Source organism: Streptomyces sp. R11 (assembly GCF_041051905.1).
GTDB lineage: Bacteria > Actinomycetota > Actinomycetes > Streptomycetales > Streptomycetaceae > Streptomyces.
Window position 1 is genome coordinate 7,893,989 of sequence record NZ_CP163432.1, and the last position, 20,430, is coordinate 7,914,418.

16 protein-coding genes are annotated in these 20,430 nt (G+C 70.3%); 13 read left to right on the forward strand and 3 right to left on the reverse strand.

What is annotated here, in order from left to right; genetic code table 11:
* Nucleotides 1-11: 11 nt before the first annotated feature.
* The 5 genes from AB5J55_RS36550 to AB5J55_RS36570 all read left to right on the forward strand — a co-directional run bounded on the left by AB5J55_RS36550 (nt 12) and on the right by AB5J55_RS36570 (nt 6,654).
* Nucleotides 12-1,178, forward strand: a complete 1,167-nt coding sequence (locus tag AB5J55_RS36550; protein ID WP_369274725.1) for a CaiB/BaiF CoA transferase family protein — start codon at nt 12-14, stop codon at nt 1,176-1,178.
* Nucleotides 1,175-2,317, forward strand: coding sequence for an acyl-CoA dehydrogenase family protein (locus tag AB5J55_RS36555; protein WP_369274726.1), 1,143 nt, complete (start codon nt 1,175-1,177; stop codon nt 2,315-2,317). Before AB5J55_RS36550 ends, AB5J55_RS36555 begins: the two co-directional genes overlap by 4 nt.
* 45 nt (nt 2,318-2,362) lie before the next feature.
* Nucleotides 2,363-3,577, forward strand: coding sequence for an acetyl-CoA C-acetyltransferase (locus tag AB5J55_RS36560; protein ID WP_328420945.1), 1,215 nt, complete (start codon nt 2,363-2,365; stop codon nt 3,575-3,577).
* A 34-nt stretch (nt 3,578-3,611) separates the two neighbouring features.
* A complete protein-coding gene (locus tag AB5J55_RS36565) occupies nt 3,612-5,789 on the forward strand; it encodes a 3-hydroxyacyl-CoA dehydrogenase NAD-binding domain-containing protein (RefSeq protein WP_369274727.1) in 2,178 nt (725 codons plus the stop codon).
* Between the two features lie 139 nt (nt 5,790-5,928).
* Nucleotides 5,929-6,654 carry an SDR family NAD(P)-dependent oxidoreductase gene (locus tag AB5J55_RS36570; RefSeq protein WP_369274728.1) on the forward strand — a complete coding sequence of 242 codons (726 nt, stop codon included), beginning with the start codon at nt 5,929-5,931 and terminating at the stop codon, nt 6,652-6,654.
* On the opposite strand, the gene AB5J55_RS36575 is transcribed toward AB5J55_RS36570, so the two are convergent.
* The gene (locus tag AB5J55_RS36575; protein WP_369274729.1) at nt 6,631-7,353 is read right to left on the reverse strand and encodes a MerR family transcriptional regulator; all 723 of its coding nucleotides are present in this window, start codon (nt 7,351-7,353) and stop codon (nt 6,631-6,633) included. The genes AB5J55_RS36570 and AB5J55_RS36575 overlap by 24 nt on opposite strands.
* A 230-nt stretch (nt 7,354-7,583) precedes the next feature.
* On the opposite strand from AB5J55_RS36575, the gene AB5J55_RS36580 reads away from it, so the two are divergent.
* From AB5J55_RS36580 to AB5J55_RS36590, 3 genes are read left to right on the forward strand one after another with little or no spacing between them, the layout of a single operon-like run.
* Nucleotides 7,584-9,050 carry an amino acid permease gene (locus AB5J55_RS36580; protein WP_369274730.1) on the forward strand — a complete coding sequence of 489 codons (1,467 nt, stop codon included), beginning with the start codon at nt 7,584-7,586 and terminating at the stop codon, nt 9,048-9,050.
* Nucleotides 9,051-9,090: 40 nt separating this feature from the next.
* A complete protein-coding gene (locus AB5J55_RS36585; protein WP_369274731.1) occupies nt 9,091-9,222 on the forward strand; it encodes a hypothetical protein in 132 nt (43 codons plus the stop codon).
* A gap of 45 nt (nt 9,223-9,267) precedes the next feature.
* Nucleotides 9,268-10,179, forward strand: a complete 912-nt coding sequence (locus AB5J55_RS36590; RefSeq protein WP_369274732.1) for a PfkB family carbohydrate kinase — start codon at nt 9,268-9,270, stop codon at nt 10,177-10,179.
* A 14-nt stretch (nt 10,180-10,193) separates the two neighbouring features.
* Here the strand turns inward: AB5J55_RS36590 and AB5J55_RS36595 are convergent, their stop codons facing one another.
* The gene (locus AB5J55_RS36595) at nt 10,194-11,687 is read right to left on the reverse strand and encodes a M1 family metallopeptidase (protein ID WP_369274733.1); all 1,494 of its coding nucleotides are present in this window, start codon (nt 11,685-11,687) and stop codon (nt 10,194-10,196) included.
* Between the two features lie 209 nt (nt 11,688-11,896).
* Here AB5J55_RS36595 and AB5J55_RS36600 point away from each other — a divergent pair, with 209 nt between their 5' ends.
* From AB5J55_RS36600 to AB5J55_RS36620, 5 genes are all read left to right on the forward strand, one after another.
* Nucleotides 11,897-13,855, forward strand: coding sequence for a Xaa-Pro dipeptidyl-peptidase (locus AB5J55_RS36600; RefSeq protein ID WP_369274734.1), 1,959 nt, complete (start codon nt 11,897-11,899; stop codon nt 13,853-13,855).
* On the forward strand, nt 13,852-15,123 hold the full coding sequence (locus tag AB5J55_RS36605; RefSeq protein WP_369274735.1) for a M14 family metallocarboxypeptidase: 1,272 nt from the start codon (nt 13,852-13,854) through the stop codon (nt 15,121-15,123). The genes AB5J55_RS36600 and AB5J55_RS36605 overlap by 4 nt, the downstream gene beginning before the upstream one ends.
* Before the next feature lie 88 nt (nt 15,124-15,211).
* Complete coding sequence (locus tag AB5J55_RS36610; RefSeq protein WP_369274736.1) at nt 15,212-16,915, forward strand: BCCT family transporter; 1,704 nt, start codon at nt 15,212-15,214, stop codon at nt 16,913-16,915.
* 170 nt (nt 16,916-17,085) lie between these two features.
* Nucleotides 17,086-18,108: an oxidoreductase gene (locus AB5J55_RS36615; RefSeq protein ID WP_369274737.1), complete on the forward strand. Its 1,023-nt coding sequence runs from the start codon at nt 17,086-17,088 to the stop codon at nt 18,106-18,108.
* Nucleotides 18,109-18,152: 44 nt separating this feature from the next.
* Nucleotides 18,153-19,793 carry an ABC-F family ATP-binding cassette domain-containing protein gene (locus tag AB5J55_RS36620; protein ID WP_369274738.1) on the forward strand — a complete coding sequence of 547 codons (1,641 nt, stop codon included), beginning with the start codon at nt 18,153-18,155 and terminating at the stop codon, nt 19,791-19,793.
* On the opposite strand, the gene AB5J55_RS36625 is transcribed toward AB5J55_RS36620, so the two are convergent.
* The gene (locus AB5J55_RS36625; RefSeq protein WP_369274739.1) at nt 19,790-20,365 is read right to left on the reverse strand and encodes a putative glycolipid-binding domain-containing protein; all 576 of its coding nucleotides are present in this window, start codon (nt 20,363-20,365) and stop codon (nt 19,790-19,792) included. The genes AB5J55_RS36620 and AB5J55_RS36625 overlap by 4 nt on opposite strands.
* Nucleotides 20,366-20,430 lie beyond the last annotated feature (65 nt).

The following is a 20,430-nucleotide window of genomic DNA, read 5'->3' on the forward strand; positions in this document are numbered from 1 at the left end:
ATGGGGGCAGGATGACAACGGCACCGACGCCCGGGCACGGCCCGCTCACCGGCGTGCGTGTGGTCGAGCTGGCCGGAATCGGACCCGGCCCCTTCGCCGCCATGCTCCTGGCCGACCTGGGCGCCGACGTCGTCCGCGTGGACCGGCCCGGCGGCACGGGACTCGCCATCAACACCGAGTACGACATCACCAACCGCAACAAGCGCTCCGTGATCGTCGACCTGAAGTCCCCCGACGGCGCGGCCCGCGTCCTCGACCTCGCCGCCCGCGCCGACATCCTCATCGAGGGCAACCGCCCCGGCGTCGCCGAGCGCCTCGGCGTCGGCCCGGAGGCCTGCCACGCCCGCAACCCCCGCCTCGTCTACGGCCGTATGACCGGCTGGGGCCAGGAGGGGCCGCTCGCCCAGCGCGCCGGACACGACATCGCGTACATCGCGCTCACCGGCACCCTCGGCATGATCGGCAACCCCGACGAACCCCCGGCGGTCCCCGCCAACCTGGTCGGCGACTACGCCGGCGGCTCCCTCTACCTCGTCGTCGGCGTCCTCGCCGCCCTCCACCACGCGCGCGCGACCGGCACCGGCCAGGTCGTCGACGCCGCCATCGTCGACGGCACCTCCCACCTCGCGGCGATGATCCACGGCATGCTCGCCGCCGGCGGCTGGCAGGACCGGCGCGGCGCGAACCTCCTGGACGGCGGCTGCCCGTACTACGGCACCTACGAGACCGCCGACGGGCGGTACATGGCCGTGGGTGCTCTGGAGCCACAGTTCTACGACGAGTTCGTGACCCTTCTGGAGATCCCCGAACACGCCGGCGCGCGCAAGGACTGGGCCCGCTGGGGCGAGCTGCGCGAGGCCGTCGCGGCCCGCTTCAAGGCCCGTACCCGGGACGAGTGGACGGCCGTCTTCGAAGGGTCCGACGCGTGCGTGGCGCCCGTACTGTCCCTGCACGAGGCCCCGCGCCACCCGCACCTGGCGGCCCGCGGCACCTTCACCGACCACGGCGGCATCACCCAGCCCGCCCCCGCGCCCCGCTTCTCCGCGACCCCCACCGCCGTACGCACCGGACCCGCCCAGCCGGGTGCCGACACCGTGGGCGTGGCCCGCGACTGGGACGTACCCGACCTGATGAAGGGCCTCGATGTGGAGGACGCCGGCATGAAGGGCCTCGAATGAAACGGCAGATCTTCGCCCCCGAGCACGACGCGTTCCGCGCGACCGTGCGCAGCTTCCTGGCCAGGGAGGTGCTGCCGTACTACGAGCAGTGGGAGAAGGACGGCATCGTCTCCCGCGACGCCTGGCGCGCGGCCGGAAAGCAGGGCCTGCTCGGCTTCGCCGTGCCCGAGGAGTACGGAGGCGGCGGCACCCCCGACTTCCGCTACAGCGCCGTCCTCGCCGAGGAGTTCACGCGCGCGGGCGCCCCGGGCCTCGCGCTCGGCCTGCACAACGACATCATCGGCCCCTACCTCACCTCGCTCGCCACCGACGAGCAGAAGCGGCGCTGGCTGCCGGGCTTCTGCGACGGCACGCTGATCACGGCCATCGCCATGACCGAACCCGGCGCCGGCTCCGACCTCCAGGGCATCCGCACCCACGCCGAGGACCGCGGCGACCACTGGGTCCTCAACGGCTCCAAGACGTTCATCTCCAACGGCATCCTCGCCGACCTGGTGATCGTCGTCGCGAAGACGACCCCCGAGGGCGGCGCGCACGGGCTGTCGCTGCTCGTCGTGGAGCGCGGCACGGAGGGCTTCGAGCGCGGCCGCAACCTCGACAAGATCGGCCAGAAGGCGCAGGACACGGCCGAGCTGTTCTTCCACGACGTCCGCGTGCCCAAGGAGAACCTCCTCGGCGCCCTCAACGGCGCCTTCGTCCATCTGATGACGAACCTCGCGCAGGAGCGGCTGAGCATCGCGGTCTCCGCGATCGCAGCCGCCGAGCACCTGCTGGAGATCACCACCGAGTACGTCAAGGAACGCGAGGCCTTCGGCCGGCCGCTGGCCACCAAGCAGCACGTCCGGTTCGAGATCGCCGAGATGGCCACCGAGTGTGCCGTCACCCGCACCTTCCTCGACCGCTGCATAGCGGACCACGACAACGGTGAGCTCGACGCCGTGCACGCCTCCATGGCCAAGTGGTGGGCGACCGAGCTGCAAAAGCGCGTCGCCGACCGCTGCCTGCAACTGCATGGCGGCTACGGCTACATGAGCGAATTCCCGGTCGCGCGGGCCTTCACCGACGGCCGTATCCAGACCATCTACGGCGGGACGACCGAGATCATGAAGGAGATCATCGGCCGTTCCCTGCTGGGCTAAGGCTCCTTTTTGCTCGGCTGACCCTCATCCCCGAAAGGCTTCCCAGTGAGCACCGAAGCGTACGTGTACGACGCGATCCGCACCCCGCGCGGCCGCGGCAAGGCGAGCGGCGCCCTGCACGGCACCAAGCCGATCGACCTGGTCGTCGGCCTCATCCACGAGCTCCGCGACCGCTTCCCGACCCTGGACCCGGCCGCGATCGACGACATCGTGCTCGGCGTCGTCGGCCCGGTCGGCGACCAGGGCTCCGACATCGCCCGCATCGCCGCGATCGCCGCCGGACTGCCGGACACGGTCGCGGGCGTGCAGGAGAACCGCTTCTGTGCGTCGGGTCTGGAGGCCGTGAACATGGCAGCCGCCAAGGTCCGTTCGGGCTTCGAGGACCTCGTCCTCGCGGGCGGCGTCGAGTCCATGTCCCGGGTGCCGATGGCCTCGGACGGCGGCGCCTGGTTCAACGACCCGATGACCAACCTCGCCGTCAACTTCGTGCCGCAGGGCATCGGCGCCGACCTGATCGCCACCATCGAGGGCTTCTCACGCCGCGACGTCGACGAATACGCGGCGCTCTCCCAGGAGCGGGCGGCGACGGCCTGGAAGGAGGGCCGCTTCGACCGCTCCGTCGTCCCGGTGAAGGACCGCAGCGGCCTCGTCGTCCTCGACCACGACGAGCACATGCGCCCGGGCACCACCGCCGACTCCCTCGCCAAGCTGAAGGCGTCCTTCGCGGACATCGGCGACCTGGGCGGCTTCGACGCCGTCGCCCTGCAGAAGTACCACTGGGTCGAGAAGATCGACCACGTCCACCACGCGGGCAACTCCTCCGGCATCGTCGACGGCGCCTCGCTCGTCGCGATCGGCAACAAGGAGGTCGGCGAGCGCTACGGCCTCACCCCGCGCGCCCGCATCATCTCCGCCGCCGTTTCCGGCTCCGAGCCCACCATCATGCTGACCGGCCCCGCGCCCGCGACCCGCAAGGCGCTCGCCAAGGCCGGGCTGACCATCGACGACATCGACCTCGTCGAGATCAACGAGGCCTTCGCGGCCGTCGTCCTGCGCTTCGTGAAGGACATGGGCCTGTCCCTGGACAAGGTCAACGTCAACGGCGGTGCCATCGCCCTCGGCCACCCGCTCGGCGCGACCGGCGCGATGATCCTCGGCTCGCTCGTCGACGAACTGGAGCGCCAGGACAAGCGGTACGGCCTCGCCACGCTGTGCGTGGGCGGCGGCATGGGCATCGCCACGATCGTCGAGCGCATCTGACCCCCTCCCGACGGATCACACGGAGCACCTCCACATGAGCACTGAGTCCACCACCATCCGCTGGGAACAGGACCGCGCCGGCGTCGTCACGCTCGTCCTCGACGACCCGAACCAGTCCGCGAACACCATGAACCAGGCGTTCCGCGACTCCCTCGCCGTCATCACCGACCGGCTGGAGGCCGAGAAGGACACCATCCGCGGTGTCATCATCACCTCCGCCAAGAAGACCTTCTTCGCCGGCGGCGACCTGCGCGACCTGATCCGCGTCACGCCGGACACCGCGCAGGACCTCTTCGAGGGCGGCATGGCGATCAAGCGCCAGCTGCGGCGCATCGAGACCCTCGGCAAGCCGGTCGTCGCCGCGATGAACGGCGCGGCCCTGGGCGGCGGTTACGAGATCGCGCTCGCCTGCCACCACCGCATCGCCCTGGACGCGCCCGGCTCCAAGATCGGCTGCCCCGAGGTCACCCTCGGCCTCCTCCCGGGCGGCGGCGGCGTCGTGCGCACCGTCCGCCTGCTCGGCATCGCCGACGCCCTGCTGAAGGTCCTCCTCCAGGGCACCCAGTACAACCCGCAGCGCGCCCTGCAGAACGGCCTGATCGACGACGTGGCCGCCACTCAGGAGGAACTGCTCGCCAAGGCCCGCGCCTTCATCGAGGCCCACCCCGAGTCGCAGCAGCCCTGGGACAAGCCGGGCTACCGGATCCCGGGCGGCACGCCCGCCAACCCCAAGTTCGCGGCGAACCTGCCCGCCTTCCCGGCCAACCTGCGCAAGCAGACCAACGGCGCCCCCTACCCGGCCCCGCGCAACATCCTCGCGGCCGCCGTGGAGGGCTCCCAGGTCGACTTCGAGACCGCGCAGGTCATCGAGGCGCGCTACTTCGTGGAGCTGGCGGCGGGTCAGACGTCCAAGAACATGATCCAGGCGTTCTTCTTCGACCTCCAGGCCGTCAACTCCGGCGCCAACCGGCCGGCGGGCATCGAGCCCCGCAAGGTCCGCAAGGTCGCCGTCCTAGGCGCCGGGATGATGGGCGCGGGCATCGCCTACTCGTGCGCCCGCGCGGGGATCGAGGTGGTCCTGAAGGACGTGGCGCTGGAAGCCGCCGTCAAGGGCAAGGGCTACTCCGAGAAGCTGTGCGCCAAGGCGGTCTCCCGGGGCCGTACGACGCAGGAGAAGGCCGACGCGCTGCTGGCCCGCATCACGCCGACGGCCGATCCGCAGGACGTGGCCGGCTGCGACGCGGTGATCGAGGCCGTCTTCGAGAACCCCGAGCTCAAGCACAAGGTCTTCCAGGAGATCCAGGGCATCGTCGAGCCGGACGCGCTGCTGTGCTCCAACACCTCGACCCTGCCGATCACCGTGCTGGCCGAGGGAGTGGACCGCCAGGCCGACTTCGTCGGACTGCACTTCTTCTCGCCCGTCGACAAGATGCCGCTCGTCGAGATCATCAAGGGCGAGCGGACGGGCGACGAGGCGCTGGCCCGCGCCTTCGACCTGGTCCGGCAGATCAACAAGACGCCGATCGTCGTCAACGACTCCCGCGGCTTCTTCACCTCCCGCGTCATCGGCCACTTCATCAACGAGGGCGTGGCGATGGTCGGCGAGGGCATCGAGCCCGCGTCGGTGGAGCAGGCGGCGGCCCAGGCGGGCTATCCGGCAAAGGTCCTGTCCCTGATGGACGAGCTGACGCTCACCCTCCCGCGGAAGATCCGCAACGAGTCGAAGCGGGCCGTGGAGGAGGCGGGCGGCGTGTGGGCGTCCCACCCCGCGGAAGCCGTCATCGACCGCATGGTCGACGAGTTCGGCCGCGAGGGCCGCAGCGGGGGAGCGGGCTTCTACGACTACGACGCGGACGGCAAGCGGGCGGGCCTCTGGCCGGGCCTGCGCGAGCACTTCACCCGCGAGGGCGCGCAGATCCCGTTCCGGGACATGCAGGAACGCATGCTGTTCTCCGAGGCGCTGGACACGGTCCGGCTCCTGGAGGAAGGCGTCCTGACGTCGGTCGCCGACGCCAACATCGGCTCCATCTTCGGTATCGGCTTCCCCGGCTGGACCGGCGGTGTCCTGCAGTACATCAACGGCTACGAAGGCGGCGTCGCCGGTTTCACGGCCCGCGCGCGTGAGCTGGCGCAGCAGTACGGCGACCGGTTCGCGCCGCCGGCCCTGCTGGTGGAGAAGGCGGAGAAGGGGGAGCGCTTCGGGGACGCGTGACGTCAGGGGCGGCGGGGGAGTTCTTCGCTTCCGCCGCCCCTACCCGCCCCGCCCTTGAAGGGGATCTGCCCTTCAGCAAAGCCCGTTGGGGAACACAGGCCCCCTTGCCCGGTTCCTGACGGCTCATCACACTCGCCTCATGGAGACGCGTACCGCCCTGGTGACCGGAGCGGCACAGGGCCTCGGGCAGGAGTTCGCCATCGCGCTCGCCGGACGCGGGTACCGGGTCGCCGGTCTCGACCTCGTCCCGCAGCCGGAGACCGCCGGAAAGATCCTGGACTACGTGGAGTTGACGGGCGACGTCACCGACGAGGCCCAGGTGTGCCAGGGACTGGAGCAGCTCATCGACCGGTTCGGCACGCTGCACGTCGTGGTCAACAGTGCCGACGTCCACCCCGCGAACCCCTTCGAGGAGACGTCGGTCGAGGAGTGGCGCCGGATCATGCGCGTCAACCTGGAGGCACCCTTCCTGGTGACCCGGGCCGCGCTGCCGTATCTGAAGGCGGCCGGCTGGGGCCGCGTCGTCAACATCGCCTCGGCGGCCGTACTCACCGCACCGCCCACGATGGTCCCGTACGTCGCCTCGAAGATGGGCCTGATCGGCTTCACACGCTCGCTCGCCGCGGCCCTCGCGCCGTACGGCATCACCGTCAACGCCATCGCGCCCAGCGCGGTCGGCACCGCCACGGCCGAGCGCAGGGTGGGCGCGGACGGCGGCTTCGAGCACGTCCGCGGCCGACAGGCCGTGCCGAGGCCGCAGACACCGTCCGACCTGGTGTCGACACTGCTGTACGTCGTCGACGAGGGCAGCGGCTTCCTGACCGGGCAGACGCTCAACGTGTCAGGCGGAGCGGCCTTCCTCTGAGACGCCGCCCAGCCAATCCCGCAGCTCCTCGCGCAGCGACCGCTGAAAGGTCGTCAACAGGGCCTGCACCACCAGGGGTTGCATGTGCGCGGACAGTGACTTCACGTCCTGCTCGGCGCGTTCCGAAACCTCCCCGCGGAAGAGTTGCGCCAACTCGTGCGCGGCGGACCGCGAGTGCTCGATGAGCACCTTGCGCGCCGCGAGGATCGCCTCCTGCGACAGCGGTACGTCCAACAGCCCGACGCCCAGCCGCAGCAGCCCGAGGTCGACGCGGTAGCCGTCGCCGCCGTCGTCCGGCTTCACCACACCCATCGCGGCCAGCCGCTCCACGTCGTCGTCGCCGAGCGACCGCCCCGCCCGCCGCTCCAGCTCCGGCCGCGTCACCGTCTCCACGACGTCCGGCGCCCAGGAGGCCACCACGGCCCGGTGAATGGCGAGGTCATGGGCGTCCAGATCCGGCGGCAGCTGCTGCACGTACCGCTCGATCGCCGCGAGCGTCATGCCCTGCTGCTGCAACTCCTCGATGAGCGCCAGCCGGGCCAGGTGCTCGCGCCCGTAGTGGCCCACTCGGCGCGGCCCCAGCACCGGAGGCGGCAGCAGCCCTTTGGTGCCGTAGAACCGCACCGTGCGGACCGTCATGCCCGCCCGCGCGGCCAGCTCGTCGATCGTGAGGGTCGTCTCCTCGGTGCCGGTCGTCATGTGCAGCAGTATCGCTGTCTCACCGGTGCTGTGACACCTCCGGCGGCTCGTGGGGCGGGGCGGGACCGCCGTGTGAGAAGTAACGCTGTGTGACGTCCGCCACCGCGTGAGCAGGGTTTTCTGGGGGAAGGTGACCCCTTGGTCTGTGCACTTATCAAGCGCACAGGCCATACGTACGTCCGGCCACCCGAGCGCGATCCGCTCGGGCGCACCAGAGAGTGGTACCACCCGTGAGCAAGGACGCCGTGAACACGGCAGTGGCCGCCCCCAGCACCGACGCGGCCCAGGTGCCCGCGGATGCGGGCGACGCCGGTTACAGCAAGGACCTCAAGGCCCGCCACGTCAACATGATCGCCATCGGCGGGGCCATCGGCACCGGCCTCTTCCTCGGCGCCGGCGGCCGCCTCCACAACGCGGGCCCGGCGCTGGCGATCGCCTACCTGGTCTGCGGCATCTTCGCGTTCTTCGTGGTGAGGGCCCTCGGCGAGCTCGTGCTCTACCGCCCCTCCTCGGGCTCCTTCGTGTCGTACGCGCGAGAGTTCCTCGGTGAGAAGGGCGCCTACGTCGCCGGCTGGATGTACTTCCTGAACTGGTCGACGACCGGCATCGCCGACATCACCGCGATCGCGCTCTACACGCACTACTGGAGCCTGTTCACCGACATCCCGCAGTGGGTGCTGGCCCTGATCGCCCTGGCGGTGGTCCTGGCGGTGAACCTGATCTCGGTGAAGATCTTCGGCGAGATGGAGTTCTGGTTCGCGATCATCAAGGTCGCCACGCTGGTGGCCTTCATGTTCGTCGGCATCTTCCTGCTCGCCACCCAGCATGAGGTGGGCGGTACGACGCCGGGCCTGAGCGTGATCACCGACAACGGCGGCGTCTTCCCGCACGGCCTGATGCCCGTCGTCCTGGTCATGCAGGGCGTGATCTTCGCGTACGCCGCCCTGGAGCTGGTCGGCGTCGCGGCGGGCGAGACCGCCGAGCCGGAGAAGGTCGTCCCGCGCGCGGTGAACTCGATCATGTGGCGCGTCGGCCTCTTCTACCTCGGCTCGGTCGTCCTGCTGGCCCTCCTCCTGCCCGGCTCGGTGTACTCGGCGGACCAGAGCCCGTTCGTCACGGTCCTGTCGAAGATCGGCGTCCCGGCAGCCGGCGACGTGATGAACCTGGTGGTCCTGACGGCGGCGATGTCCTCCCTCAACTCCGGCCTCTACTCGACGGGCCGCATCCTGCGCTCCATGGCGATGGCGGGTTCGGCCCCGAAGTTCACGGCCCGCATGAACCGCAGCCAGGTGCCCTACGGCGGCATCCTGCTCACCTGCGCGGTGTGCGTCCTCGGCGTCGGCCTGAACTACCTCATGCCCAGCCAGGCCTTCGAGATCGTGCTGAACGTCGCCTCCCTCGGCATCATCTCGACCTGGGTGATCATCATGATCTGCCACCTGATCTTCGTCCGCCGCGCCAAGGCGGGCCTGGTGGACCGACCGCACTTCCGCCTCCCCGGCAGCCCGGTCACGGAGATCGCCACGATCGTCTTCCTGCTCGCCTGCCTCGCCATGATGTGGAACGACCCCGAGGTCGGCCGCAAGACCCTCCTCCTCATCCCGGTGATCGCCGCGATGCTGGTCGCGGGCTGGTACGCGATCCGCCGCAGGGCGAACCGCGCGGCGGACCAGGAGCTGACCGAGCTCACGAAGTAATTCGAAGGCCGTTGTCAGAGGCGGCCTCTACGGTGGCGTCATGTCGGAGATCACGTATGTCCGGGGTGACGCCACCGTTGTGTTGGGCATGCTCGTCAAGATGATCGCCCCAAGGGGGCGCGGGGAGCTGCGCGACCAGCCACGCACGACCCGCAGACACCCGCTGTCCTAAGGACTTACGGCGAGAGATCCGACTAGCGACCGTGGGGGGCCAGAGTTGAGCCGCGACACCGACGTACTCGTGCTGGGCGGCGCCGGCGTGGACACCATCGTGTACGTCCCCGAGCTGCCGCTCCCGTACGCAGACAGCTACATGATCGACTCAGGGATCCGCACCCGCGCCGGGCAGACCGGGGACTTCGTGGCCGTCACCCTGAGCAGTCTCGGCCTGCGTACCCACCACGTCGACTTCCTCGGCGAGGACGCCGAGGGCGACCTCGTCCGCACCCTGCACCGCGAGCACGGCATCGCCCTCACCGCGATCCCGCAGCCCGCCGGCACCAAGCGCGCGGTCAACCTGGTCGGGCCGGACGGAAGGCGGCTGTCCCTCTACGACACGAGCCGCGGATACGCCGAGGACCGCTTGCCGGAAGAGACGGTCCGGGCTCTCGCCGACGCGAGCCGACATGCCCACGTCTCCATCACCCAACCGTGCGCCCACGCCCTGCCGACCCTCCGCGAGGCCGGTGTCGCGCTCTCCACCGACCTCCACAACTGGGACGGCGAGAACCCGTACCACGAGTCGTTCGCCCACGCGGCGGACGTCGTGTTCCTCTCGACGGCCGCCCTGGACGACCCCGAGCGGACCATGCGCCGTATCGCCGAGCGGGGGAGGGCCGAGGTGGTCGTGGCCACGGCCGGAGCCGAGGGCGCCTACCTGCTGACCGACGGCGAGTTGAGTCACGTCCCGCCGGTCCGGCCCGCGGCACCCGTGGTCGACTCCAACGGCGCCGGTGACGCCTTCGCGGCCGCCTTCCTCTACGGCAGGCTGACCGGCGAGCCACCGCACCGCTGCGCTCTGTACGGCGCGGTGGCCGGCGCCCATGCCTGCACGGTGCCGTCGACGCGGACGGCACCGATGGGCAGGGACGAACTCATCGAGCGCGCAGCCGCATTCGAGGGTTCATAGGACGCCCGACTACGTCAGTGCTCGTGCACGCCATTCGTCGCCGCGATCTTCTTCCAGGACTTCGGCTGCACCGGATCCGTGCCCGACCTGGCGATGGACGCCGCGCGTGCGGTCGGCGCGGCCGGCTTCGACGGCTCGTACAGCCATGTGTCGAAGAGCGCTGCCAGCGGCTGCCCGGACACCTCCTCGGCGTACCGCCGGAAGTCGGCCACCGACGCGTTGCCGTAGGCGTACTTCCGCGTCCAGCCCTTGAGGATGGCGAAGAACGCCTCGTCCCCGATCTCGTTGCGCAGCGCCTGCAGGGTCAGCGCACCCCGGTCGTAGACCGCGATGTGGAACTGCTTCTCCGGCCCCGGATCGCCGGGCTTGACCGTCCAGAACGCATCGTCGGCGGCACGCGAGGCGTACACGTAGTCGGCGATCTCCTGCGCCGTCCCCTCACCCTCGTGCTCCGACCAGAGCCACTGTGCGTAGCGGGCGAACCCCTCGTTGATCCAGATGTCCTTCCAGTCCTTCACGGACACCAGGTCGCCGTACCACTGGTGGGCGAGCTCATGGACGACGATGGAAGTGTTCGTCCCGTTCGCGAAGTTGGCCGGGCTGTAGAACGGCCGGGTCTGCGTCTCCAGCGCGTACCCGGTGTTCGTGTTCGGCACATAGCCGCCGAGCGCGTTGTAGGGGTACGGCCCGAAGTACCCGCTCAGCCAGTCGGCGATCTCCCCGGTCCGCTCGATGCTCGCCCGCGCCGCGCCGGCGTTGGCGCCCAGGTCCTTGCTGTACGCGTTGATGACCGGAATGCCGCTCTCGCTCGTCCCCGTCGTCACGTCGAACCGGCCGACCGCGAGCGTGGCGAGATACGTCGCCTGCGGTTTGGCGGAGCGCCAGTTGTAGCGGGTCCAGCCCAGGCGTGAACTGGTCGACTGCAGCGTGCCGTTGGAGATGGCCTGCGTGCCGTCCGGGACCAGCACGGAGACGTCGTACGTCGCCTTGTCGAGCGGGTGGTCGTTGCTGGGGAACCACCACCAGGCGGCCTCGGGCTCGTTCGCCCCGACGCCGCCGTCCGCAGTGCGGTGCCAGCTGGTGAAGCCGTACGCCTCCTTCGACGACGGCACGCCGCGGTAGCGCACGACCACCGTGACGTCCGTGCCCTTGGCCAGCGGCTTCCTCGGCGTGATCTCCAGCTCGTGCTCGCCCGAGGTCGCGAACGACGCCTTCGCGCCGTTGACCCGGACCTCACTGACGTCCAGCAGGAAATCCAGATTGAACCGGGACAGATCCTGCGTGGTCCTCGCCAGCAGGGTCGCCGTCCCCTCCAGCTCGTCCGTGGCCGGCTGGTACTTCAGCCGGAGGTCGTAGTGGGAGACGTCGTATCCGCCGTTGCCGTAGGCCGGGTAGTAGGGGTCGCCGATGCCCGGAGCGCCGGGGGAGTGGCTCGCGGCCGACGCCGGGATCGCCAGCATCAGCGAGGCGGCCGCCAGTGCGCCCGGCGCCATGAATCTGCGGTGCACGAAAGCTCCAAGTCGTAGGGGCCCGAAGTCTGTCCGGAGCCTATTCACCACCTGTGTCACGGGTGTGTCCATGACCACGGCTGTCACACGATCGCCATTCGGCCGACATGAGTCCACTCGTCCGGCAGACGTTTATCGGCCACCCCACGACCTCACACGGCATCAGTCGCCCCCTTCTGCACGAGAGTTGACCGATGTACCGTCCGCGCATGCCGAAACGCATGCGCTTCACGATCTGGAGACCGCTCGCGACGGTGGCCGCAGCCGCGCTGACGGCCACGTTCCTCTCACCCGCGACGGCGCACGCCGCCCCGCGGGAGAGCAAGCCCGTGTACTCGTACGAGAACGCCATCCGCGAGGCCGTATGGGTGGACACCGGACTCGACGACGATCGCGACGGAGAGAACGACCGCGTCGCCGTCGACGTCGTCCGCCCCAGGGAGGCGGCCGCGCAGGGCCGCAGGATCCCCGTCATCATGGACGCCAGCCCGTACTACTCCTGCTGCGGGCGCGGCAACGAGAGCCAGAAGAAGACGTACGACGCCGACGGCGACGTCGTCCGGATGCCGCTGTTCTACGACAACTACTTCGTGCCCCGCGGCTACGCCTTCGTGGGCGTCGACCTCGCCGGCACCAACCGCTCCGACGGCTGCGTGGACGTCGGCGGCCGCTCCGACATCCTCTCCGCGAAGGCCGTCGTCGACTGGCTGAACGGCCGCGGCATGGCGTACACGACCCGCACCGGCACGACCAAGGCCAAGGCGACCTGGACCAACGGCCGCACCGGCATGATCGGCAAGAGCTGGGACGGCACCATCGCCAACGGAGTTGCCGCCACCGGGGTCGAGGGCCTGAAGACCATCGTCCCGATCAGCGCCATCTCCTCCTGGTACGACTACTACTTCCAGCAGGGCGCCCCGCTGTACGACTCCGGCCCCGAGTGGCTCTCCGACTACGTCAACAGCCCCGGCGCCCGCGCCAAGTGCGGCGCAGTCCAGCAGAAGCTCATCGACGGGGCCCCGCGCACGGGTGACTGGACGCCGCTGTGGACCGAGCGTGACTACGTGAAGGACGCGCGCAAGGTCAGGGCGAGCGTCTTCCTGATCCACGGCATGCAGGACCTCAACGTCCGTATGAAGCACGTGGGCCAGTGGTGGGACGCCCTGGCGAAGCACGGCGTCGAGCGCAAGATCTGGCTCTCGCAGACCGGCCACGTCGACCCCTTCGACTTCCGCCGCGCCGAGTGGGTCGAGACCCTGCACCGCTGGTTCGACCACGAACTCCTCGGTTACGACAACGGAATCGACCGTGAGCCGATGGCCGACATCGAGCGCCATCCCGACCAGTGGACCACCGCCAAGGTCTGGCCGCCCCGCGGCACCGACACGGCCACCCTGCGCCCCGCCAAGGGCGCCGAGGCCGGGGTCGGCACCCTCGGCCTGCGCAAGGGCAAGGGCACCGAGACCTTCACCGACGACCCCCAGCACAGCGAGACCGACTGGGCCGCGAACATCGACCGGACCACCCCGGACAAGGCGGGCTTCGTCACCGAGCCGCTCACCCGCGACCTGCGCCTGTCCGGCTCCTCCGAGGTCACGGTCACCGCGACCCCGACCACCTCGACGGCCCATCTCTCCGCCGTCCTCGTGGACCTCGGCCCCGACACCATCCGCGACTACGCGTCGAGCGGCGAAGGCATCACCACGCTCACCGACCGCACCTGCTGGGGCGCGAGCACCACCGGCGACAGCTCCTGCTTCAAGGAGACGCGGGCCAAGACGGCCGACGTCGGCTACACCGTCGTCAGCCGCGGCTGGGCCGACCTGGGCAACCACGCCTCCGACCTGAAGGGCGTACCGCTCACCCCGGGCAAGGCGTACACGATCACCCTCGACCTGGCGGCCACCGACCACGTGGTGCCGGCCGGCCACCGCCTCGCCCTGATCGTCGCGGGCACGGACAAGGACCTGATCGACCCTCCGTCGACCAAGCCGACGCTCACCCTCGATCTCTCCCGTACGAAGGCCCGCGTCCCGCTGGTCGGCGGCGCCCACGCCTTCGCACGCGCCACGGCGGGCTCCGTCTCGGCTGCTCCCGAGGCAGCGCCCCTCGACGGCTTGACCGCACCCCGCATCACCACTCACCGCATCCCGGAGGGAGGCCAGTGACCCGCACCCGAGCAGTCACCCTGGTCGCCGCGGCCCTCGCCGCATCCATCGTCGCCGTACCGGCGCACGCCGCCGACTCCACGCCCCGCACGGGCTTCGAGAAGTCGAACGGCGCCCGCTGGACCAGCCAGCCCGAGGAGCAGGAGTTCCTCGCGGCCGTCGACAAGGCGAGCAGGCGGGTCTCCGTCACCCGTGTCGGTAGGACGAAGCAGGACCGCCCGCTCCAACTCGTCCGGATCGGCACCCGCGCCACCTCGAACACGGTGCTGCTGATCTGCAGCCAGCACGGCGACGAACCCTCCGGCCGCGAGGCCTGCCTGTCCACCGTCCGCGACCTGGCCTACGCGAAGGACCGCCAGACCCGGCGCTTCCTGGAGCGCACCACCCTGCTGGTGGTGCCCACGGCCAACCCCGACGGCCGGGCCGCCGACACCCGCGGCAACAGCGACGGCGTGGACGTCAACCGTGACCACCTCGCACTCCAGACCGCCGAGGGGCGCGCCATGGCCGCGGTCATCCGCGACCAGCGCCCCGACGTGATCTACGACCTGCACGAGTACGGCGCCACACCCCCGTACTACGACAAGGACCTGTTCGACCTGTGGCCGCGCAACCTCAACACGGACGCCCACGTCCACGACGCGGCGCAGGCCCTCTCCGAGTCGTACGTGCGCCCCGCCGCGTCCGGCGCCGGGTACTCGACCGGCACGTACGGGATCTGGACCGACCCCGTAACGGGCGAGCCGATCAAGCAGGTCGCCGGTGACGGGCAGGAACGCATCCTGCGGAACATGTCCGGCGTCAAGCACTCGGTGGGGCTGCTGATCGAGAGCCGCGTCGATCCGCTGACCGAGGAGGAGAAGGCCGACGAGTCGCTCAACAACCGGCGCCGGGTGTACTCCCAAATCGCCGCGCTGGACGGCCTGTTCGACTTCAGCGACGCCCGTCGCGGACAGGTCGAGGCGGCGACCGGCCTGGCCAGGCTCGCGGGATTCGCCGACACCGGGCCCGTCTACGTCGGCGGCGCCGACAACGACCCGGCCGAGCCCGCCGAGGTGATCGCGGACCCGCCCTGCGGATACCGGCTCACCAGCGACCAGTACGCGCAGATCAAGGACGAGCTCGCGCTGCATGGAGTGAAGGCGAAATCATCCCCCACGGGGGCTTTTGTCCCGCTTCGCCAGTCTTTGCGGGCCCTTGTTCCACTCCTCCTGGACGAGCGCGCTCCGTATCACCTCGCCATGGGTGAGCCCGACACCGACTGCTGAAACGGCTGCGATCGGCGGAATCTGTGGTAGGTCCTGGGAGACGAAGTGGAGAGGGCGTAGCCACGGTTTCCCGGGGAAGGTGCCGCTGATGACTGACGATCTTAAGAAGAGAGGTGGCCGGGAAGGCCCTCCGGACGACCCCGGCCACCGCAGCACCGACCGAGTGGTGTTCGGCGTCACCGCCGTCATCACCCTGGCCTTCGTGATCTGGGGCTGGGCCGCCACGGACTCGCTGGAGAGCGTGTCCACGAAGATGCTCAACGGCCTGATCCACAACGGCGGCTGGGCCTTCATGCTCGCCGCCTCCTGCTTCGTGGTCTTCGCCCTGTGGCTGGCGATCAGCCGCTACGGCCGCATCCACCTCGGCGCCGAGGGCGAGGAACCCGAGTTCAAGACCGTGTCCTGGGTCGCGATGATGTTCAGCGCGGGCATGGGTATCGGACTGATGTTCTATGGCGTGAGCGAGCCGCTGTCGCACTACAACGCCCCACCGCCCGGCACCACCCCCGCCGACTCCGCCGAACGCATGGAGACGGCGATGGCCACCACCCTCTTCCACTGGACGCTGCACCCCTGGGCGATCTACGCGGTGGTCGGCCTCGCCATCGCCTACAGCACCTTCCGCAAGCGCCGGCGCCAGACCATCAGCGCGGTGTTCACCCCGCTGATCGGTGAGAAGCACGCCAACGGCGCCGGGGGACGGGTGATCGACATCCTCGCGATCATCGCCACCGTCTTCGGCTCGGCGGCCTCCCTCGGTCTCGGCGCGCTCCAGATCGGCTCCGGCTTCCAGGAACTCGACTGGATGGACGAAGTGAGCGAGGGCCTGCTCGTCGCCATCATCGCCGTGCTGACCCTGGCCTTCGTTCTCTCGGCCGTCTCCGGCATCGAGCGGGGCATCCAGTGGCTGTCCAACACCAACATGGTGCTCGCCCTGATCCTCGCGGTCTTCGTGTTCATCGCGGGCCCCACGATCATCGTGCTCGACCTGCTGCCCACCTCGATCTTCGCCTACCTGGGCGACCTGCCCCAGCTCGCCGGCCGCACCGAGGCCAGCGGCGGCGAAGGTGTCGCGGACTGGCTCGGCAGCTGGACCGTCTTCTACTGGGCCTGGTGGATCTCCTGGACGCCCTTCGTGGGCATGTTCATCGCCCGCATCAGCCGCGGGCGCACCATCCGGCAGTTCGTCGGCGGCGTCATCCTCGTGCCCAGCACCGTCAGTCTGATCTGGTTCGCGATCTTCGGCGGTACGGCGATGAAGCTGAGGGAGGGCGGCGCGCTCGCCGGTGAGGAGACCCCCGAGGGTCAACTCTTCGCCGTCCTGCAGGAGTTCCCGATCGCGACCGCCACCAGCCTGCTGGTGATGATCCTGGTCGGCATCTTCTTCGTCTCGGGTGCCGACGCCGCGTCCATCGTGATGGGCACGCTGTCCCAGAAGGGCGCACTGGAACCCGGCCGGTTCGTCGTCGTGTTCTGGGGTGTGGTGACCGGAGCCGTCGCCGCCATCATGCTGCTCGTCGGAAGCGGTCAGGGCGATGCGCTCACCGGCCTGCAGAACCTCACGATCCTGGCCGCCGCGCCGTTCGTCCTCGTGATGATCGGCATGTGCGTCGCACTCGTGCGCGACCTGCGCCGGGACCCGATCATCGTGCGCACCGAGATGGGCTCGGAAGCCGTCGAACTCGCCGTGATCGAGGGGCACAAGAAGTACGACGGAGACTTCGAGATCAGGGTCGGCCCGGGCGCCGGCACCGAGACGGAGGGCGACCCGCTGGGCCACGACCACGGCTGAGCGGTACGCACGCACGCGGGAGGGGGCGAGCCGACGGGCCGCCTCCTCCGCGTGCCTCGCCCCAGGCGGTCCACGCATCCGGTCGGTCGCCTGTTCGCAGTCATCCAGGGAGGTAAGCGGAATATGTCATGCCGCGCTCATATCGGTCCCGCCCTGGGGATACTCACAGCATGTCTGCCGAGTACGCGACCTTCGGCCTGGCACCGGCGATGCGTGCCGGTGGCGTCCTCGCCAACGGTGACTACCAGGTGCACCGGGATTTCGTGGACTTCATCGTCGACGGACGCCCGCTGCTGTTCCAGCTCTCCGACCTCGACGCCGTCTCCCCTCTCGCCTCCGACGTCCCGCCCGCCATCTTCACCGCACAAGTCCGCAGCCTGCTGCTGGAGGCGGAGGCCCCGCTTCCGGGGGGCCGCTACGTCATCTACGGCTGCCCCGAATGCGAGGACCTCGCCTGCGGCGCCGTCACCGCGCTCATCGACAAGGAGGGCGACGACTACATCTGGCGGGACTTCGCCTGGCAGACCGACGAACACGCCGACCTGGAGCTCAACGGCTACCACGGCATCGGGCCCTTCCGCTTCCACGCCGCCGAGTACCGCTCGGCGCTGGGCTCCCTGCTCGACGGCGACTCCGAGGCGCCCCGCCGCCGGGTCCTGCTCATCGGCGCCCGCGTCGCCCTCCTGGCCAAGCTCGCCGCCGCCCTGCGCACCATCGGCATCGGCGCCGAGATCACCGATGACGTGAGCGGCGTCGCCGTCGACGAACTGCGCACCTACGGCGCCGTCGCCTTCGGCCGTGGCATCGGCGAGGAACAGCGCGCCGCCGCACGCCGCGCCTTCACGGAGGCGGGAGTCGAGGTGGCGTACGTCGACGGCCTCGCGCCGATCGTGCCGTTGCTGGTCGCGCAGATCGAGCACGCCCTGGACCGCAGCCCGGTCGAACAGCGGCGCCTGACCCGTCTGGTGGCCGCCGACGGCGAGGCGGGCGTCGAGGTCACCTCGCCCTGCCGCGTCCAGCTCACCGCGTACCGCGTCGACCGCCTCTACCGCACCCACACCCACGAGGTCTTCGACGGCGTCCTGGAACCGGGTCGCCACCGCATCGCACTGGACGCGAAGGCAGTGAAGGGGGAGTCGTTCGTGGTGGCTCGGACTTCGGGGGGTGTGCTGGTGGAGGCGATGGCGCGCTGAACGAAGGTGCTCGCGGCCCTGCGCGGCCAGTAGGATCGCGGTCTGTGAGTGCCACCCTCGTCGCCAAGAACCTCGCCGCCGGTCACGGCGACCGTTCCCTGTTCAGCGGGCTCGACCTCGTCGTGGCGCCCGGAGATGTGATCGGCCTGGTCGGGGCCAACGGCGCGGGCAAGTCCACGCTGCTGCGCCTGCTCGCCGGGCTGACCGCACCGGAGGAGGGCGAGCTGCGGCTGTCCCCGCCGACCGCGACCGTCGGTCACCTCCCGCAGGAGCCGGAGCGGCGGCCGGGCGAGACCGTACGGGAGTTCCTGGCCAGGCGCACCGGAGTCGCCGAGGCCCAGCGCGCGATGGACCAGGCGACACAGGCCCTTGTCGACGGGGCACCGGGCGCCGACGACGCGTACGCGACGAGCCTGGAGCGCTGGCTCGGCCTCGGCGGCGCCGACCTCGACGAGCGGGCGGAGGAGACCGCCGACTCGCTGGGCCTGGCCGTGGACCTGGACCAGCCGATGACCTCCCTGTCCGGCGGCCAGGCGGCACGAGCCGGCCTCGCCTCGCTGCTCCTGTCGCGCTACGACGTCTTCCTGCTCGACGAGCCGACGAACGACCTGGACCTCGACGGTCTGGAGCGCCTGGAGCGCTTCGTCGGCGGCCTGCGCGCCGGCACCGTGGTCGTCAGTCACGACCGCGAGTTCCTCACCCGCACGGTCACCAAAATCCTCGAACTCGACCTCGCCCAGCAGCAGATCAACCTGTACGGCGGCGGCTACCAGGCCTACCTGGAGGAGCGCGACGTGGCCCGGCGCCACGCCCGCGACGACTACGAGGAGTACGCCGACAAGAAGGCCGCCCTCCAGGACCGGGCGCAGACCCAGCGCTCCTGGATGGACAAGGGCGTGAAGAACGCGCGGCGCAAGGCGAGCAACGACAACGACAAGATCGGCCGCAAGTTCCGCAGCGAGGCCAGCGAGAAGCAGGCCGCGAAGGCCCGCCAGACCCAGCGCATGATCGAGCGCCTGGAGGTCGTCGACGAGCCGCGCAAGGAGTGGGACCTGCGCATGGAGATCGCCTCGGCACCGCGTTCGGGCGCGGTGGTCGCGACCCTGCGGGACGCCGAGGTACGACGCGGCGACTTCAGCCTCGGTCCGGTGTCCCTGCAGATCGACTGGGCGGACCGGGTGGCCGTCACGGGGGCCAACGGCGCGGGCAAGTCGACGCTGCTCGGCGCCCTACTGGGCCGTATCCCCCTCACCGCCGGACAGTCGGCGCTCGGCTCCGGTGTCCTGATCGGCGAGGTCGATCAGGCCCGCGAGCTGTTCCACGGCGAGGAGTCCCTGCTGGACGCCTTCCGCGCCGCGGTCCCGGACACCGAACCGGTGGAAGTGCGTACCCTCCTGGCCAAGTTCGGACTGAAGTCGGACCACGTCCTGCGCTCGGCGGCCACCCTCTCCCCGGGTGAACGCACCCGGGCCGCGCTGGCGCTGCTGCAGGGCCGGGGCGTCAACCTCCTGGTCCTCGACGAGCCGACCAACCATCTCGACCTGCCGGCCATCGAGCAACTGGAATCGGCCCTGGACGCCTATGAGGGCACGCTGCTCCTGGTCACCCACGACCGGCGGATGCTCGACGCGGTCCATGTCACGCGCCGCCTGGAGGTCGCCGACGGCAAGGTGACCGAGCGCTAGCGACGAGCTCGGCCGCCGGCTCGAGCGTGCCGGCGGGCCAGCTCCGGGTAGTCGACGACGAACCCGTCGGCGTCGAACTCGATGTCGCTGCGGAAGTCGCCCGAGGCGAAGCGAATCCGGTTGTGCCCCAGGTGCGTGTAGGTCTGGCGGGACGGGAGGACGGCCAGGTCGGGCACCGACACCCACGCCATCAGGAACTCCCGTTCCCCGGGCGCCAGACGGAGCCCGTGCCGCAGCACCGGCATCGTGTTGGTGAGCGGGCACAGGCCCAGGTCGCAGTCGAGGGCACCGTCGACGCCGGGCACGTGCTCGCCGTCGGCCGTCCACCGGCCCGCTCCGTCGTGCCGCAGGTCGAGCGTGCGAGTGCCCTCCGCGGACTCGGCGGTGACGTGCAGCCGACGCGTCACGAAGCCGTCCGCCGTGTCGAGTTCGTACGAGATCCAGTACGGCTCCGGCGTCGTCCCGACCGCTCGGCCGCGGGCTCGCAGGGAATCGTCGCCGAGCTCGGTCCACGCGGTCTCGATGCCCTTGCTCCCCGAGACTGCCCAGGTGATGACACGCGACTTCGGCATGCCGTCACCCTAGGTGCGAACGGGCCCGGACCCTCCGTGTGACATCCGTGTCGCTCGGAGAGTCC

What these genes read in the sequence shown, in the direction of transcription:
- AB5J55_RS36550 (WP_369274725.1), top strand. Translation starts at nt 12, where the DNA reads ATGACAACGGCACCGACGCCCGGGCACGGCCCGCTCACCGGCGTGCGT.
- AB5J55_RS36555 (WP_369274726.1), top strand. Translation starts at nt 1,175, where the DNA reads ATGAAACGGCAGATCTTCGCCCCCGAGCACGACGCGTTCCGCGCGACC.
- AB5J55_RS36565 (WP_369274727.1), top strand. Translation starts at nt 3,612, where the DNA reads ATGAGCACTGAGTCCACCACCATCCGCTGGGAACAGGACCGCGCCGGC.
- AB5J55_RS36570 (WP_369274728.1), top strand. Translation starts at nt 5,929, where the DNA reads ATGGAGACGCGTACCGCCCTGGTGACCGGAGCGGCACAGGGCCTCGGG.
- AB5J55_RS36575 (WP_369274729.1), bottom strand. Translation starts at nt 7,353, where the DNA reads ATGACGACCGGCACCGAGGAGACGACCCTCACGATCGACGAGCTGGCC.
- AB5J55_RS36585 (WP_369274731.1), top strand. Translation starts at nt 9,091, where the DNA reads ATGTCGGAGATCACGTATGTCCGGGGTGACGCCACCGTTGTGTTGGGC.
- AB5J55_RS36600 (WP_369274734.1), top strand. Translation starts at nt 11,897, where the DNA reads ATGCCGAAACGCATGCGCTTCACGATCTGGAGACCGCTCGCGACGGTG.
- AB5J55_RS36610 (WP_369274736.1), top strand. Translation starts at nt 15,212, where the DNA reads ATGACTGACGATCTTAAGAAGAGAGGTGGCCGGGAAGGCCCTCCGGAC.
- AB5J55_RS36615 (WP_369274737.1), top strand. Translation starts at nt 17,086, where the DNA reads ATGTCTGCCGAGTACGCGACCTTCGGCCTGGCACCGGCGATGCGTGCC.
- AB5J55_RS36625 (WP_369274739.1), bottom strand. Translation starts at nt 20,365, where the DNA reads ATGCCGAAGTCGCGTGTCATCACCTGGGCAGTCTCGGGGAGCAAGGGC.